Source organism: Rhodococcus sp. GB-02, from assembly GCF_053470465.1.
The window spans coordinates 499,498-515,364 of sequence record NZ_JBPUKE010000003.1 but is presented as its reverse complement, the minus strand read 5'-3'; the positions used below and the strand labels follow the sequence as shown (position 1 = coordinate 515,364).

Annotated in this window: 14 protein-coding genes; 8 read left to right on the top strand and 6 right to left on the bottom strand. The window is 63.8% G+C overall.

Features of this window, described 5'->3' with window-relative positions:
- Window positions 1-25 precede the first annotated feature (25 nt).
- Window positions 26-1,297: an acetoin utilization protein AcuC gene (locus ACSW29_RS22805; protein WP_448278362.1), complete on the top strand. Its 1,272-nt coding sequence runs from the start codon at window positions 26-28 to the stop codon at window positions 1,295-1,297.
- Entirely contained in the window at window positions 1,290-4,001 is a 2,712-nt protein-coding gene (locus ACSW29_RS22800) for a bifunctional acetate--CoA ligase family protein/GNAT family N-acetyltransferase (protein WP_317828558.1), read from the top strand. Before ACSW29_RS22805 ends, ACSW29_RS22800 begins: the two co-directional genes overlap by 8 nt.
- 192 nt (window positions 4,002-4,193) lie before the next feature.
- Here the strand turns inward: ACSW29_RS22800 and ACSW29_RS22795 are convergent, their stop codons facing one another.
- The 3 genes from ACSW29_RS22795 to ACSW29_RS22785 all read right to left on the bottom strand — a co-directional run bounded on the left by ACSW29_RS22795 (window position 4,194) and on the right by ACSW29_RS22785 (window position 7,210).
- Window positions 4,194-5,165, bottom strand: coding sequence for a sigma-70 family RNA polymerase sigma factor (locus tag ACSW29_RS22795; RefSeq protein WP_003942639.1), 972 nt, complete (start codon window positions 5,163-5,165; stop codon window positions 4,194-4,196).
- A gap of 159 nt (window positions 5,166-5,324) precedes the next feature.
- On the bottom strand, window positions 5,325-6,824 hold the full coding sequence (locus ACSW29_RS22790; protein ID WP_347872627.1) for a class I SAM-dependent methyltransferase: 1,500 nt from the start codon (window positions 6,822-6,824) through the stop codon (window positions 5,325-5,327).
- 26 nt (window positions 6,825-6,850) lie between these two features.
- Window positions 6,851-7,210: a DUF3099 domain-containing protein gene (locus tag ACSW29_RS22785; protein WP_019748237.1), complete on the bottom strand. Its 360-nt coding sequence runs from the start codon at window positions 7,208-7,210 to the stop codon at window positions 6,851-6,853.
- Between the two features lie 83 nt (window positions 7,211-7,293).
- Here ACSW29_RS22785 and ACSW29_RS22780 point away from each other — a divergent pair, with 83 nt between their 5' ends.
- Complete coding sequence (locus tag ACSW29_RS22780) at window positions 7,294-7,530, top strand: DUF3039 domain-containing protein (RefSeq protein WP_138868197.1); 237 nt, start codon at window positions 7,294-7,296, stop codon at window positions 7,528-7,530.
- On the opposite strand, the gene ACSW29_RS22775 is transcribed toward ACSW29_RS22780, so the two are convergent.
- Window positions 7,503-8,750, bottom strand: a complete 1,248-nt coding sequence (locus ACSW29_RS22775) for a YihY/virulence factor BrkB family protein (protein ID WP_448278361.1) — start codon at window positions 8,748-8,750, stop codon at window positions 7,503-7,505. The two genes, ACSW29_RS22780 and ACSW29_RS22775, sit on opposite strands and share 28 nt — an antisense overlap.
- Before the next feature lie 256 nt (window positions 8,751-9,006).
- On the opposite strand from ACSW29_RS22775, the gene ACSW29_RS22770 reads away from it, so the two are divergent.
- Window positions 9,007-10,785 (top strand): DEAD/DEAH box helicase, encoded by a 1,779-nt coding sequence (locus tag ACSW29_RS22770; protein ID WP_230817184.1) that lies wholly within the window; start codon window positions 9,007-9,009, stop codon window positions 10,783-10,785.
- Between the two features lie 108 nt (window positions 10,786-10,893).
- Here the strand turns inward: ACSW29_RS22770 and ACSW29_RS22765 are convergent, their stop codons facing one another.
- Window positions 10,894-11,085 (bottom strand): DUF7455 domain-containing protein, encoded by a 192-nt coding sequence (locus ACSW29_RS22765; protein WP_230817185.1) that lies wholly within the window; start codon window positions 11,083-11,085, stop codon window positions 10,894-10,896.
- 234 nt (window positions 11,086-11,319) lie between these two features.
- Between ACSW29_RS22765 and ACSW29_RS22760 the strand changes: the two genes are divergently transcribed.
- The 4 genes from ACSW29_RS22760 to ACSW29_RS22745 all read left to right on the top strand — a co-directional run bounded on the left by ACSW29_RS22760 (window position 11,320) and on the right by ACSW29_RS22745 (window position 14,277).
- Window positions 11,320-11,697, top strand: coding sequence for a DUF952 domain-containing protein (locus ACSW29_RS22760; RefSeq protein ID WP_230817186.1), 378 nt, complete (start codon window positions 11,320-11,322; stop codon window positions 11,695-11,697).
- Window positions 11,698-11,783: 86 nt separating this feature from the next.
- Window positions 11,784-12,266, top strand: coding sequence for a cation:proton antiporter regulatory subunit (locus ACSW29_RS22755; protein ID WP_021344116.1), 483 nt, complete (start codon window positions 11,784-11,786; stop codon window positions 12,264-12,266).
- 7 nt (window positions 12,267-12,273) lie between these two features.
- Entirely contained in the window at window positions 12,274-13,446 is a 1,173-nt protein-coding gene (locus tag ACSW29_RS22750) for a cation:proton antiporter (protein ID WP_230817187.1), read from the top strand.
- A gap of 21 nt (window positions 13,447-13,467) precedes the next feature.
- On the top strand, window positions 13,468-14,277 hold the full coding sequence (locus ACSW29_RS22745) for a tyrosine-protein phosphatase (protein WP_448278360.1): 810 nt from the start codon (window positions 13,468-13,470) through the stop codon (window positions 14,275-14,277).
- A gap of 69 nt (window positions 14,278-14,346) precedes the next feature.
- Here ACSW29_RS22745 and ACSW29_RS22740 read toward each other — a convergent pair whose 3' ends face one another.
- A complete protein-coding gene (locus ACSW29_RS22740; protein ID WP_370333980.1) occupies window positions 14,347-15,771 on the bottom strand; it encodes an RNA polymerase sigma factor in 1,425 nt (474 codons plus the stop codon).
- Window positions 15,772-15,867 lie beyond the last annotated feature (96 nt).

The following is a 15,867-nucleotide window of genomic DNA, read 5'->3' as shown; positions in this document are numbered from 1 at the left end:
AACGAGAAGGAAGTAGCGTGATCCCATGACCGCGTCGATCAGATCTGACGGGGACCCCGCGGCGTCTCGAGCGAATCGAGTCGTGGTGTGGAGTCCGGAGTACCTGAGCTATCGGTGGAGCGCCGATCACCCGATGAATCCCACCCGTCTGGATCTCACGATGGCGCTCTCGCGAAGCCTCGGACTTCTCGAGGGCATCGAGTTTCTCGAACCGAGCGCAGCGTCCGATGCCGACCTCCTCAGAATCCACACACCGGCATATCTTGCAGCGGTCAAAGACGCGGGTAACTCTGCGAACAACGGTGTGAGCGGCCAGGATGTTCCCCACGGGCTGGGTACCGAGGACAACCCCGTGTTCCCGCACATGCACGAAGCGAGTGCGATCCTCGCCGGCGGTTCGTTGGCCGCAGCGCAGGAAATCGCTTCGGGACGTACGCGTCGTGCGGTCAGCATCGGCGGCGGCATGCACCATGCGATGGCGGATTGGGCTTCGGGATTCTGCGTGTACAACGATGCGGCTGTGGCGATTTCGTGGCTGCTCGACAACGGTTACGACCGCATTGCCTACATCGACGTCGACGCTCACCACGGCGACGGTGTGCAACATGCGTTCCTCGGGGACCCCCGAGTACTCACGGTCTCGCTGCACCAGCATCCGGCAACATTGTGGCCCAACACCGGGTGGTCGAGCGAAGTCGGCGACGGCGCGGCCGAAGGTACAGCGGTGAACATCCCGGTGCTGCCCGGGACCGTCGACGCGTTGTGGCTGCGCGCTTTTCACGCTGTCGTCCCGGGTGCCATTGCAGCCTTCCGCCCGCAGATCATCATCAGTCAGTGCGGAGTGGATTCGCACCGCGAGGACCCGCTCGCGGACCTCGCCCTCACCGTCGACGGTCAGCGTGCCGCGTTCCTGGCGATGCGTGACCTCGCCGACCGCTACTCCGAGGGGCGGTGGCTGGCGGTCGGCGGCGGGGGATACGGACTGGTTCGCGTCGTGCCGAGGGCGTGGACCCACCTGATCGCGGCCGCGCTCGATCGCGAGATCGACGTCGACACAGCTGTCCCCGAAGACTGGAAGGACTCGACGAAACTTCGTGCGCCGAGCGTCGACCTCCCGCCGACCATGGGAGATGGCGGCGATGTCGCTTACACGCCGTGGGACGGCCCGGGTGGTACACCGGAGACAGGTCTCGCTTCGGTAGATCGTGCGCTCACCCGCATCGACTCGGCGATCATCGCGACGCGCCGCGCTTCGTTCCCGCTACTCGGACTCGACCCGGAGGATCCCCGTGACTGAACAGTCCGATACCGAAGCAGCCGGCGCCGGAACGAGCGGCGAGGCTCCCGCGACCGATCCCGCCCACACATATCCGCATTCGTGGGTAGTCGACGTCCTCGCCTCCGACGGGGGCGCTGTGGCGCTGCGACCCATCGTTCCCGAGGATGCGGACAAGCTCGTCGAATTCCACGGCAAACTCTCCGAGCGCACACGGTACCTGCGGTACTTCGGCCCGTACCCCACGATGTCGGCGCGCGACGTCAAGAATTTCACGACTGTCGACCACCACAATCGCGTCGCGTTCGTGATGATGCTCGGCGACGAGATCATCGCGGTGGGCCGATACGAGCGACTCCTCGACGTAGGGGACGGCAAGTCTGCCGAGGTCGCCTTTGTCGTTGCCGACGCACACCAGGGGCGCGGCCTCGGACCGATCCTGCTCGAATACCTGGCAGCAGCAGCGGCCGAGAACGGCCTGACGATGTTCGTCGCCGAAGTCCTCTCCGAGAACCGCAACATGGTGACGGTGTTCCGTGAGGCTGGTTACCAGGTGAGTCGCTCGTTCGACGGCGGCGTGCTGCGACTCGAATTTGCGATCGACCCGACAGAAGCGCTTGTTTCGGTACGTAATTCGCGGGAGCGGGCAGCCGAAGCGCGCAGCATGGGTAACGTACTCAGTCCACGATCGGTGGCCGTGATCGGCGCATCGGCGGACCCTGCCAAGGTGGGTAACGCGGTGTTGACCAACCTGCTGCGCGGCGGATTCACCGGACCTGTTTACCCCGTCAATGCCGAGCATCGGTCGGTGCACGGGGTGCGGGCGTACCCGACTGTTCGTGACATCCCCGACGACGTCGACCTGGCTGTCGTGGCGGTTCCTGCGGAATCCATCAATTCGGTACTTGACGACTGCCTCGACAAGGGCGTCAAAGCGCTGGTGGTCGTCTCGTCCGGCTTCAGTGAGAGTGGTCCGGACGGGCGCTCATCCGAACGCAAACTGGTCCACGCGGCCCGTGCCCACGGAATGCGTCTCATCGGTCCGAATGCTCTGGGGGTGGCGAACAACGACCCGGCGATTTCGTTGAATGCGACGCTGGCGCCGGTTTTGCCGGTGGCAGGCAACGTGGGCTTCTTCTGTCAGTCAGGCGCGCTCGGTATCGCCATTCTCGATGAGGCTGCGCGCAGCCGAATCGGATTGTCCGCCTTCGTTTCTGCCGGTAACCGTGCGGACGTCTCGGGCAACGACCTTCTGCAGTACTGGGATTCCGACCAGTCCACCGAAGTGGTACTTCTCTACCTGGAGAGCTTCGGCAACCCCCGAAAGTTCTCCCGCATCGCTCGTCGAGTTGCGCGGAAGAAGCCGATCGTCGCGGTCAAGAGTGGTCGGCACGCGGTTCCGCCGGTGCTTGCCGCCACCGGAGTCGAGATCGACGATTCGATCGTCCGCGCCCTCTTCGAACAGGCCGGCGTCATCCAGGTCGGCTCCATCTCACAGTTGTTCGACTGTGCACTGCTCTTCGGGTATCAGCCGTTGCCGGCCGGTCCACGGCTTGCCGTCATCGGCAATTCGACTGCGCTCGGGGTCCTGGCTGCGGACGCCGCCCGCAGTGAAGGTTTGCAGGTCAGCGACCCGGTCGACCTTGGCGCACAGGCGAGCCCGGATCTGTTCGCCACTGCCGTGCGCGACGCGTTGGCGTCGTTCGACGTCGATGCCGTCATCGCCGTCTTCGTTCCTCCCGTTGCGATACCGGTCGAGCCGTTCGCGAAAGCGCTCAAAGACGCGGTGGCCGGCTCGGACAAGCCGATTCTCACGACATTCCTCGCGGCCGAGGGTGTGCCGGACGTCCTGGCGGTCCGTGACGAAGTCGGTAACCCGACCCGCGGTTCGGTGCCGTCCTACCCGGGGCCAGAGCGTGCCGCACTGGCGTTGGCGAGGGCTTGGCGTTACGCGGAGTGGCGCAGCAAGCCTGCGTCGAAGGTTGTCCGCCCCGTGGGTATCGACTCCGAACGAGCCCAGAAGATGGTGGCCGATTGGCTTGAAAACTCTCCTGGGCGTTGGCTTTCGGACGTGGAAGCGGCGGCTCTCCTCGAGTGCTACGGCGTCGCCGTCGTCGAATTCCGTTCGGTCCTGAGCGAAGACGAAGCTGTGGAGGCAGCGGATGCGGTTGGTTATCCGGTCGCGGTCAAGGCAACCGGCGAAATGTGGCGTCATCGACCGGATCTGGGCGGCGTCAGGCTGGACCTGAGTGGACCGGAATCTGTGCGCCTCGCGTACCGCGACCTTGCGGCCGCGTCCGGTGAACCGCTGTTGCACGTGCAGAAAATGGCGACCAAGGGCATCGGATGTGTGGTCGGTGTCCAGGACGACCCGTCGTTCGGCTCGCTGATTTCGTTCGGGCTCGCCGGTGTGATCTCGGATCTCCTCGGCGACCGTGCCTATCGTGTGCTGCCGCTCACCGAGGACGCTGCAACGGAATTGATCGACGCGCCCAAGGCAGCGCCGCTTCTATCCGGATATCGCAACGCCGTTCCGGTCAACAAGGGTGCGTTGGTGGATCTGGTTCAGCGCATCTCGGCGCTGGCCGACGACCTTCCCGAAGTCCGCGAACTGGCCTGCGAGCCGGTACTCGCTTCGGCCACAGGAGCGGAGATCACCGATTCACGCGTCCGAATCGGACCCGAACCGAGCGCAATCGACCTTGGGCCAAGGCGGTTGCGGTAGATACAGCGGTTGCGGTAGATACAGCGGTTGCGGTAGATACGGCGGTTGCGACAGGCGCAGCGAACAACACGGGCCACCGCACATTTCCCGAGGGGGAGGGAAATAGCGGTGGCCGGTGCTTTGTGCGGTGCGTCAGCGCGAGTGGTGTGGCGCGCCCACGCACGTGCTGTGTTGATCAGACGGCAGCGTTGATCAGCTGGCGTATGACCGCAGCTTCTCGGCGCGATCACCGACACGGAGCTTGCCCATGACCTCACGCTCGATCTGACGAACCCGCTCGCGCGAGAGACCGAAGAGCTTGCCGATCTGATCGAGGGTGCGGGGCTGGCCGTCGTCGAGACCGTAGCGAAGTCGGATGACCTGCTGTTCACGCTCGTCGAGCGTCCCGAGCACGCTGCGCACATCGCTGTGGAGCAGACCGGCGATGACGGCATTTTCAGCTGAGGTCGCCTCGGAATCTTCGATGAAATCGCCCAAGGGCGCTTCTTCGTCGTTGCCCACAGGCATGTCCAGGCTTACCGGGTCGCGGCTGTGGTCGAGCAGGTCGGCGATCTTGTGCGCCGGGATGCCCGACTCTTCGGCCAACTCGTCGTCCGTCGCTTCGCGCCCGAGCTGCTGGTGCAGTTCGCGCTTGATGCGGGCGAGCTTGTTGACCTGCTCCACGAGGTGGACTGGGAGCCGGATGGTGCGGCTCTGATCAGCCATTCCGCGGGTGATCGCCTGACGGATCCACCAGGTGGCGTACGTCGAGAACTTGAAGCCCTTGGCGTAGTCGAACTTCTCCATGGCACGGATGAGTCCGAGGTTGCCTTCTTGAATGAGATCGAGGAGCGGCATACCGCGGCCGGTGTAGCGCTTGGCCAGCGACACGACGAGTCGCAGGTTCGCCTCCAGGAGGTGGCTACGCGCCGACTGTCCCTCGCGAACGATCGTTGCGAGATCCCTCTTCTTGGCGACTGTCAGGCGCTTTCCCGTGGCAAGAACGTGGCTGGCGTACAGCCCCGCTTCGATTCGCTTCGCCAGTTCGACCTCGTCTGCTGCTGTCAGCAGTGCGGTACGACCGATCCCGTTCAGGTAGACGCGGACCAGGTCTGCGGCCGGGCTCTGGGCGTCCAGATCTGCGGCGCTCGGACGAATGCGAGTAGTGGTGCTGGGGCTTGTCATGACTTGCCTCCCTATCGGCGGTCTCTCACACAGTTCAACGTGTGAGAGTTCCGGGAAAGTTCCCGTGCCGATTTCCGCTAAATCGCCGTGACCTGCAGTTATTTCCCAGTCGTCCTGAGAAGTTGCTGAGAACACAAAAATCTGCAACTCACCGGGAACTCAATTCGTGACGGGAAGCACCAACCCGTGACGGACCAGCGAGACCAGCAATGTGACGACCGCCTCACGTAGCTGGTCCGGGTTTTCGCCGTTCGCAGCAGCAAGAAGTTCCACCAGTTCGTCGACCACCAATCCGTCCGCTCGGAGCCCAGCGAGCAGCGCAGCACCGAGCTCGTCGATCTCGTGCTGCCAGTGCGGTCCGTTGCCGCGGTGCACACGCGTGACCACTTGCTGCCATCCCTCGTCGCCGGGGAGGTAGACGCGTTCGAGAGCCGTGTCCGGATCGAGGACGAATCGTTCCTCGAGCACGTCGTGTTCACGCAACCAGGCAAGACGATCGAAGTACGCCGACGACTCGGCCCCGAGCGGGTCCGAGAACCCGTGCATGAGGTCCTCGGCCATCAGATCGGTGGGGAAGTCGGTACGCCGGAGGAAGACGAACCCGAATCCGACGCCTTCGACGTCGGCTTCTTCGAGGTGGTCAAGCCAGGCGTTCGCCCTCGACGCCGTTTCCGGGTCCCGTGGATCCTGCCCGCCGTCCTTGAGCCACGTTCCGACATACAGAGCCGGATCCGCCACGTCGCGCTGCACGACCCAGGCGTCGACTCCGTGCGCCGGCAGCCACGACGCGATCCGCGAACGCCAGTCCTGCCCTTCGATGTGTACCCACGACGCCAACAGTGCTGCCGTGCCGCCGGGGTTCAGGTAGTCGATCGAGCGCGAGATCATCAATTCGCTCGCACCGTCGAGATCGAGGCCGGAATCGCGGTACGTGTGATGGACGCGTGCCTCGCCGACGACAAACGGGGGATTGGCGACCACCTGGTCGAAGGTTCGACCCTCGACGGGTTCGAACCAGGACCCTTGAAGGAGTTCGACGTCGAGTCCGTTGAGCGCCATGGTCGCGGCCGTCAGATCGACCGCGCGTTGATTGATGTCTGTTGCCGTGACCGAATCGGCATACGTGTTCGCGTGAAGGGCTTGAATGCCGCATCCCGTGCCGAGATCGAGCACGCTGCCGACCCTCGCGGTGGGCGTGGCCTGCAACAAGGACAGCGATGCATGGCCGACACCGAGCACGTGATCGGCTGTGGCCTTCTTCGGGCGGATTCCGCCGTCGAGATCCGAGATCACCCAACGATCGCCGTCGCCGACGTCGATGGGGCGAAGATCGACCGCGGCCCGCACCAGCGGGTTCTCACTGTCGAAGTTCTCGCCTTCGAGCAGACCGGCGTCGACACACTGCGCCACCGTCAACGGAGCCAGCGCCGCAGCAACATCGGCCGCGGGGCAGTCATCGGCGAGAAGGAACAGTCTGATGAGAACGCCCAGGTCCCCGTGTTCGAGGGTGGCGCGGCGGACAGGTACCGGTTCACTACGGCCGAGAGCGGCGTGAACTTCGGGCCCCAATGCGTCGAGCATGGTTCCGGTGTCGAATCGATTGCGAAGCAGAGCCTCACGCAGCGCAGGGGTGATGGACAGGAGCGTTTCGCTTCTCACCCGGTCATTCTCGCAGGCGGAACTTGTCAGCCTTCGATGGTGTGGTGCGTCGCGGATTCGATCTCGCCTGCGGTCTTCTTTCGCCCGTCGTATCGACTCGGCTCGTCCTTGGTGCGCGGTGGTCGGTCGTTGGCGATCAGGACGGCGATCCAGGGAAGCGGAATGGATGCACCGATGATGAGCATCGAGATCCAGGCGTTGGCCCAGATGCCGTACGCGATCGCCGCGAGGATCAACGCCGGGAACCGGAAGGACATGATGATCATGTACTTGCGCACTCGGGCTTTGTGCTGTTCTTCGACGGACTTCTGCGCTTCGGTGATCAGTACGGGATTGTCGGGAGTCCCGGCCTCGTCGGACCTGCCGAACGCGCCATTTCGTGCCATGTCTCCACTGTTCCACTCTCGGCCGACAATTGCACACGACCCGTGGGTCGCACCGCTGTGACGGAGACGGCATTATTGGAGGGGTGAGCACTCAAACCAAGGAACGTCCCGACGTCTCCACCGACGAAACGACCGACGACGACACCCCGAAGTTCTTCCACTACGTGAAGAAGAACAAGATCGCCGAGAGCGCCGTCATGGGCACCCATGTCGTCGCCTTGTGCGGCGAGGTGTTTCCCGTGACGAAGTCCGCCAAGCCCGGATCACCGGTGTGCCCGGACTGCAAGAAGATTTACGAAGGACTCCGTAAGGGCGAGTGACCTCCGCTCACGCGAGCGGGAGAACTCCCAGAGCTCGGCGGATCGACAGCCTCGACGCAGTCGGACGCCGGGCTCTTCGCGTCTGTGTCCGGCTTACCGCAAGGATCTTGGTCGTTGCAGGAGTTCTGGCGCGACTCCGTTTGTCTGCTGCGCGGCCGTCCATACGAGGGAACCGTGGCCGGATCCGCTTTGTCGCCCGAGATGCGGATCGGGCTGGTGGCCAAGTGCCAGGTCAGGTTGGCGACCGGGCCCGTGGCGTCGTCGGTGTTCTGAGAAGCGAGCCACTCTCGCATCTGCTCCATCCGGGTGGCACGAGCCGGCCAGAATTCCTGCACCGTCGCGTTGAACTCGGCGCCGAGCACGACGGCAAAACCGAGGAAGAACGTGAAGAGCAGAAAAGCGATCGGCGTTGCCAGCGCGCCGTACGTGTATCCGGTGCTGGTGACAAATCCCAGGTACCAGCGCAATCCGGTGCTGGCGGCCATGAAGAACACACCGGCGACCAGAGCGCCGGCGAGAAGTCGATGCCACGGCAGCGACTTCGGCAGAGCGACCTTGTAGAGCGTCGTGAGGCCGATGATCACCAGCAGGCCGACAGCGGGGTAGTAGAAGGTGTCGACCAGATTCGATCCCACTTCGTACCAGGAGGCGGGCAGTGCTCGCCCGACGAGCGTCGGCCCGAGAGCTACCAGCGGCAGGATGAACACCGCCATCACCAGGAACATCACGTAGAGCAGCAGGGCGAAAATGCGCTGCCAGATGGGATTGCGCGCATCCTGCTGCCCGTGTGCTTCCACGATCGAGTCGACGAACGTACTGATCGCCGATGATCCCGCCCACAGGGAGAGCAGGAAGCCCACCGAGATGATCTCCGGGCGTCCGCGCTGAAGGACGTCCGTCACGGTCGGGCGGATGATCTGGTCGACGACGCTTTCGCTGAAGATCGTTCCGCTGAACGTGACGATCTTGGATTCGATGATCTCGACGGTGTTGGGTCCGAACCATCCACCGATGTAGCCGATCATTCCGAGAAGGCCGAGCAGGAGGGGAGCCAGTGACAGCGTTTGCCAGAACGCGGCCGTAGCCGCCTTTCCGAAGATGGAATCGTCCCAGGCCTTGCTCAGTGTGCGACCGATCAACTGCCCGGTGCGGCGTAGCGGATGCCATCTGCGGTGGTGCAGATCACTTCCGCTCGACTTGTCGCCTCGCGCTTCACTCATGATGTCTCCAGCATCCCTGACGACACACCCGGTTGCCCAACCATGGCGCCGACGTGTCGCACATTTCTGAGACAATTCGCGTGCAGGTCGGCAGGATGCGAGAGCAGTGAAACGTCGCCGGCCGGAGTGAGAACGGCCATGAGTACGCGCTTCGAGTGCGGCTTTCGTCGGTGGCGGCGGCTAGGCTCGTCGCCGGACATTGATGAAAATTCGAGGAGCGCGAGACAACAGTGCGATTCCAGTGGAGGCGCGGCCTATGACGTCTGAGACCGTGGCAGCCGAATTCGGCAATTCGACCGAACCTGCCGGAGCCCAATCCGCGGGAACCCAGCCTGGCGCCCCTACCGGTTCCCTTCGTGCATGGCAGCGCCGTGCACTGACCAAATACCTTTCCAGCAGTCCCCGTGACTTTCTGGCAGTTGCAACGCCTGGAGCAGGTAAGACCACCTTCGCTCTGCGAGTAGCGTCGGAATTGCTCCGCGACCGGACGGTCGACCAGATTACCGTCGTGGCCCCGACCGAGCACCTCAAGCACCAGTGGGCCGAGTCCGCTCAGCGCTCCGGCCTGGCATTGGACTCGCGGTTCTCCAACTCGACCGGCCAGACCTCGAGTGACTATCACGGAGTCGTGCTGACCTACGCCCAGGTTGCCTCGCACCCGTCGAAGCACCGTGTGCGCACCGAGGGCCGCAAGACGCTGGTCATCCTGGACGAGATCCACCACGGCGGCGACGCGAAAAGCTGGGGCGATGCCATTCGTGAGGCTTTCGGCGACGCGACCAGGCGGCTCGCGCTGACCGGAACCCCGTTCCGCAGTGACGACAGCGCCATTCCTTTTGTCGAATACGAGCCGGACAAGGAAGGTCTGCTCCGCTCGAAAGCCGATCACTCCTACGGATATTCGGATGCGCTCAAGGATGGCGTGGTCCGACCCGTCGTGTTTCTCGCCTACTCGGGCGAAGCGCGGTGGCGTAACAACGCGGGCGAGGAATTCACCGCCAGGCTCGGCGAGCCGCTGAGCGCCGAGCAGACGACTCGGGCCTGGCGGACGGCCTTGGACCCTGCCGGGGACTGGATTCCTGCCGTGCTGCACGCAGCAGACACCCGTTTGGCGCAGCTGCGCAGTACCGGTATGCCCGATGCCGGCGGACTTGTCATCGCGACCGACCAGACAGTGGCCCGCGAGTATGCGAAGGCGCTCGCCGCGATCACCGGCGAACAGCCGGCCGTCGTACTGTCCGACGACCCCACCGCGTCAAAGCGAATCGCCGAATTCGGTGCAAGCGACCAGAAATGGATGGTCGCGGTCCGGATGGTGTCCGAGGGCGTCGACGTTCCACGTCTGGCTGTCGGTGTGTACGCGACCAGCGCGTCGACCCCGCTGTACTTCGCTCAGGCGATCGGGCGCTTCGTGCGTTCGCGTCGCAAGGGCGAGACTGCCAGCGTCTTCCTGCCTTCGGTACCGGTGCTCCTCGACCTTGCCGCACAGCTCGAGGCTCAGCGTGACCACGTACTCGGGAAGCCGCATCGTGAGAAGGACGGCCTCGAAGACGACCTGCTCGCCGATGCGAACAAGCAGAAGGACGAACTGGGAGAGGAGGAGAAGGCGTTCACGTCCCTGGGCGCCGACGCCGAGCTCGACCAGGTGATCTACGACGGATCATCCTTCGGTACCGCGACATTCGCCGGAAGTGACGAGGAAGCCGACTACCTCGGACTCCCCGGCCTACTCGACGCCGATCAGATGCGGGCGCTGCTGCGTCAACGTCAGCAGACGCAGGTCGAGGCCAACTCGGCCAAGGCCGCCGCCCCGCAACCCACTGCTGCAGTGGTATCCGATCGAGCGGCGACGGCAGATCAACTCGGTGCGCTCCGCAAGGAGCTGAACGGGTTGGTGGCGATGAACGTCCACCGCACCGGTAAACCCCACGGCATCATTCACGCGGAACTGCGCCGGGTGTGCGGCGGCCCGCCGACGGCCATCGCGACCGTGGATCAGCTGACCGAGCGCATCGCGATCCTACGCAGCTGGTAGCAGCTGATACCGGCCCCAGAACGGCAGAACGGGCGATCACAGTGATTGTGATCGCCCGTTCTGGCGTTCATGGCGCGCCTCGTGAAGAGGCCACCCCCGGCTGACAGGTCAGATTGCGGGTTCGCTGTCGGAGACGACGGCATTCATCTCGCGAAGTCGATCCGCGTGTTCGGTTGCGTGGTGTCCGCAGAAGAGAAGCTCGCCGCCGGTGGGAAGCACGGCGCGTACGCGTGCTCCGGCACCGCACCGGTCGCACCGGTCGGCAGCGGTCAACTGTGGGCTGGTCAGTGTTCCGGGCATGACTCCTCCGTACTGGCTTTGCGGCATTCGGGCCGCGTGCCTGGGGCCTGGTCCGCCGCGTCGGAATGGCGCGGTAGATCCACTCTTACAGACGTTTGGGGTTTACGGGTTGTTCCCGAAGCCGTTTCTTAGTGTTGTGTCTCACTGGAAATGCGCTGGGCAGGCATTCTGCGGTGAAGATTGTTCGCTGACAGCTGATTCGAATCGTCGACGTCAGCCCGATATTCTGGGCTGATGAACACGGGACGCGAACCACGTATCGACGAGAGCGTCGAGTTGCTCCACATGTGCACGCGCGAGGAATGGGCGCGAGCACAACAGATCGGTGAACGCATCCCCGACGGATTCGAGGCCGAGGGATTTGTCCACATGTCGACTCCAGCGCAGGTTCATCTCCCGGCGAATCGGATTTTCGCCGGCCGCGACGACATTGTTCTTCTCACCATCGATCCGGCCTTGCTCGGCGGTCAGGTGAAGTACGAACCCGGTGTTCCCTCGGACCCGGAATCGATGCGTTTCCCGCATCTGTACGCCCCGATTCCGGTCGCTGCCGTCACCGCTGTCGTCGAGTATTTTCCGGACGAGAACGGCGTGTTTCCGCCGGTTCGGTAGGTCGCCGGTACGCCTACCGTGAACGGCGCCCAGCGGATTACGGCCCTCACGCGATGCAGGTCGCCGATCGGCGCTACCGTTGGTATATGAACGTAGAAGTCACCCCACTACCGGGGATCGGGACGCGCAAGGATTTTGTTCTGTCTTCCGGTCGTCGCGTGGGTGTCGTCACCCATCGGGACGGTCATACCGATCTCATCGTGTCCAAGGCAGACGACCCTGACGCGTGTGCTGCCTCGCTGCCTCTGACCACCGAGGAAGCGGCAGCGCTCAGCAATCTCCTGGGTGCCCCACAGCTCGTTGCCCAACTCGAAGAAGAGCACCGCGACCTTCCGGGAATTCGAACCAAACAGCTCTACATCAAGGACGGCTCGCGCTACGACGGGCAGACCCTCGGGGACACCGGCATGCGCACGCGTACCGGAGTCTCCATCGTCGCCGTCATGCGCGCAGGACAGGTGAGCCCGTCCCCGAATCCCGACTTCACCTTCACTGGGGGAGATCTTCTCGTAGCAGTCGGAACGCCGGACGGTTTGGCCGCAGCGGCAAAGATCTTGGCCAACGGCTGACTGGCGCGTGGACACAACCACCCTTGCACTGATCGAACTCGGCGCGGTCTTCTTCGCGCTCGGACTGCTCGGACGACTGGCTGCTCGCGTCGGGATGTCGCCGATCCCGTTCTACCTGATCGGCGGCTTGTGCTTCGGGCAGGGCGGTTTCATCCAGCTCGGAGACATCGGCGAGTTCTCCCATCTGGCCAGTGAGATCGGGATCGTCCTGCTCTTGTTGCTGTTAGGGCTCGAATACACCGCGGCCGAGCTCGTGACCGGTCTCAAACGCTCGCGAGTAGCGGGCATCGTCGACATCGTTCTCAACGCGACTCCCGGCGCGGTCGTCGGCTTGATTCTCGGCTGGGGCATTGTTGGGGCGACGGTCATGGCCGGCGTCACCTACATCTCGTCTTCGGGCATCATCGCCAAGGTGCTCAGCGATCTGGGGCGCCTCGGTAACCGCGAAACGCCAGTCGTCCTGTCGATTCTGGTGTTCGAAGATCTGGCAATGGCGCTGTACTTGCCGATTCTGACCGCGATGCTCGCGGGCGTCAGCTTCCTGGGTGGACTCGAAGCGGTCGGTATCTCGTTGTTGGTCATCACCGTGGTTCTGGTTGTGGCCCTGCGATACGGACGGTACGTTTCGGCGCTTCTCGACAGCCCTGACAGTGAGACGCTGCTGCTCAAACTGCTCGGTGCCGCACTGTTGGTTGCCGGTATCAGTTCGGCGATGCAGGTGTCGGCGGCTGTGGGTGCGTTCCTCCTCGGAATCGCGATCTCCGGTTCGACCGCGCACAACGCCAGTCGCGTACTCGAGCCACTGCGGGACCTGTTTGCCGCGATGTTCTTCGTGGTTTTCGGTCTCAACACCGATCCCAGTTCCATTCCGCCGGTCCTCGGGTGGGCCGCGATCCTGGCCGTCGTCACCGCGATCACGAAGCTGATCACCGGGGCATGGGCAGCCAGACGTCAGGGTGTCGCGCGAATGGGCCAGGCGCGCGCCGGTGCTGCTCTGATCGCCCGCGGTGAGTTCTCCATCATCATTGCCGGGCTCGCAGTGTCCGCCGGTGCGGTCGACGCCGAATTGGCGGCATTGGCAACGGCTTACGTGCTCCTGATGGCGGTGATCGGTCCGGTGGCGGCAAGAGTTATCGAACCGGCTGCCTCGTTGTACATCAAGGTTCGTACGAAGTCCTGATTGCGGTCCTATTCTGTCCGGATGTCGAACAGAATTGCCCGCCCGGCCGCAATACTCCTGTGTGCGGCGATCCTCGCGTGTGCTCCGGTCCCGGCGCTCGCCGGTGGAATTCCCGCACTCGAACAGGCCGGACCCGCAGCTGCGCAGGCTACCGCGGACCGATCGCTGCACCTCGAGGGAGCGTCGAACGCACGGGACATCGGCGGCTACGTCACCGAGGACGGGCACACGGTTCGATGGGGGAAAGTGTTTCGCTCGAACGCCCTCGACAAGCTGACACCGTCGGATCTGTCGTCGTTGAGCGAACGCGGAGTGGAATCGGTGGACGACTTCCGCACCGTCGTCGAACGTACGCTCTCCCAGGACCGCATTCCGGAGGGGGCACGAAGCAACTGGTTCGACGTCGTCGGAACCAATCCGGCCAACCTTCCGGCTTTGGTGGACATGCCCACGATGTACGCGCTGATGGTGACCGATCCGGGGGCGAGCCGCGCATTCCACGACGCTCTCGCGAACGTCGCGACCACCGACGGTGCAGTCCTCTACCACTGCTCGGCGGGCAAGGACCGGACCGGCTGGATGACCGCGGTACTCCTGACGCTCCTCGGCGTGAGCCGCGCGGACGTGAACGCCGACTACATGCTCAGCAACCAGTACCTCACCGGACCTCGAACGGGGAGTGCGTTCATCGACGGTGTCGAACAGTCTTGGCTGGACACGTCTTTCGCCACTGTGGATCGGACGTACGGCAGCTTCGACAACTACGTCCGGGACGGACTGCAGTTGGGCGAGGACGATGTCGCACTACTCCGGGATACGCTCTTGGATTGAGGCGGCAAACGCAGAAGAGCCGCTCTCCGGTAGTCCGGAGAGCGGCTCTTCTGCGTTGAGCTGGTGTGACTAGTCGAGGTAGTCGCGCAGAACCTGCGAACGCGACGGGTGGCGCAGCTTCGACATCGTCTTCGATTCGATCTGGCGGATACGCTCACGCGTGACGCCGTAGACCTGTCCGATTTCGTCTAAAGTCCTCGGCTGACCGTCGGTGAGACCGAAGCGGAGGCGAACCACGCCGGCTTCGCGCTCGGACAGCGTCTCGAGGACCGACTGCAGCTGATCCTGCAGCAAGGTGAACGAGACGGCGTCGACTGCGACAACAGCTTCGGAGTCTTCGATGAAGTCACCGAGTTGGCTGTCGCCCTCGTCGCCGATGGTCTGGTCGAGAGAGATCGGCTCACGCGCGTACTGCTGGATTTCCAGCACCTTCTCCGGCGTGATGTCCATTTCCTTGGCGAGTTCCTCGGGCGTGGGCTCGCGGCCCAGGTCCTGGAGCAGCTCACGCTGGATACGGCCGAGCTTGTTGATGACCTCGACCATGTGCACCGGGATACGGATGGTGCGGGCCTGGTCCGCCATGGCGCGGGTAATGGCCTGACGGATCCACCACGTGGCGTAGGTCGAGAACTTGTAGCCCTTGGTGTAGTCGAACTTCTCGACTGCACGGATCAGGCCCAGGTTGCCTTCCTGGATGAGGTCGAGGAATGCCATGCCGCGGCCCGTGTATCGCTTTGCGAGCGAGACGACGAGTCGGAGGTTGGCTTCGAGAAGGTGGTTCTTGGCGCGGTTTCCGTCGCGGCAGATCCAGCTCATGTCGCGTCGCTGAGCCGCAGGCAGCTTCTCGCCCTTGTCAGCAAGATCCTGCATGATCTGGACGGCGTAGAGGCCGGCCTCGATGCGCTTGGCCAGTTCGACTTCCTCTTCGGCGTTGAGGAGTGCGACCTTGCCGATCTGCTTGAGGTAGGCGCGAACCGAGTCGGCGGACGCCGTCAGTTCGGCGTCCTTGCGTGCCTGACGGAGGGCCTCGGACTCCTCCTCGTCCCAGACGAAGTCGCCGGAAGCCTTGTCCTTCTCGGACGGTTCCGCAGCGGTTTCTTCGTCTTCGCCGACTGCTACGACCTCGACGACATCGGACTCGACCTCGGCAAGGTCGCCGTCCGTGATATCGATGTCTTCCAACTCGACATCGCCGTCTTCGGCGTCAGGATCGCCGGCCTTCTTGGGGCTGGCCTTCTTTGCTGCTGCCTTCTTGGCCGGAGCTTTCTTGGCCGGAGCCTTCTTTGCTGCTGCCTTCTTGGCGGGGGCCTTTTTCGCCGGAGCCTTCTTGGCTGCCGGAGCGGTGACGGTGGCCGCCTCCACGGCTGGAGATTGTGGCTCTGACTCTGATGGAGAATCAGCAGTCTGACGTGTATCGGTGGCTGCCACGTACGCCCTTTCGTGACGGTGTCGTGCGGCGTCACGCCAGAGTGGTGATCCGGCGGAGAGGTCAATGGTTGTTGGCCGGCGCGCAGCCGGACTTCACCATTGTAACGACTCTCAGGAAACTCTTACGTCACGGAGGGCCGTAACAGGTAGATTTTCCGCTTT

Coding starts and splice junctions, on each gene's coding strand:
- ACSW29_RS22805 (WP_448278362.1), top strand. CDS start 26: ATGACCGCGTCGATCAGATCTGACGGGGACCCCGCGGCGTCTCGAGCG.
- ACSW29_RS22795 (WP_003942639.1), bottom strand. CDS start 5,165: ATGACAAGCCCCAGCACCACTACTCGCATTCGTCCGAGCGCCGCAGAT.
- ACSW29_RS22785 (WP_019748237.1), bottom strand. CDS start 7,210: ATGGCACGAAATGGCGCGTTCGGCAGGTCCGACGAGGCCGGGACTCCC.
- ACSW29_RS22775 (WP_448278361.1), bottom strand. CDS start 8,750: ATGAGTGAAGCGCGAGGCGACAAGTCGAGCGGAAGTGATCTGCACCAC.
- ACSW29_RS22770 (WP_230817184.1), top strand. CDS start 9,007: ATGACGTCTGAGACCGTGGCAGCCGAATTCGGCAATTCGACCGAACCT.
- ACSW29_RS22765 (WP_230817185.1), bottom strand. CDS start 11,085: ATGCCCGGAACACTGACCAGCCCACAGTTGACCGCTGCCGACCGGTGC.
- ACSW29_RS22760 (WP_230817186.1), top strand. CDS start 11,320: ATGAACACGGGACGCGAACCACGTATCGACGAGAGCGTCGAGTTGCTC.
- ACSW29_RS22755 (WP_021344116.1), top strand. CDS start 11,784: ATGAACGTAGAAGTCACCCCACTACCGGGGATCGGGACGCGCAAGGAT.
- ACSW29_RS22745 (WP_448278360.1), top strand. CDS start 13,468: ATGTCGAACAGAATTGCCCGCCCGGCCGCAATACTCCTGTGTGCGGCG.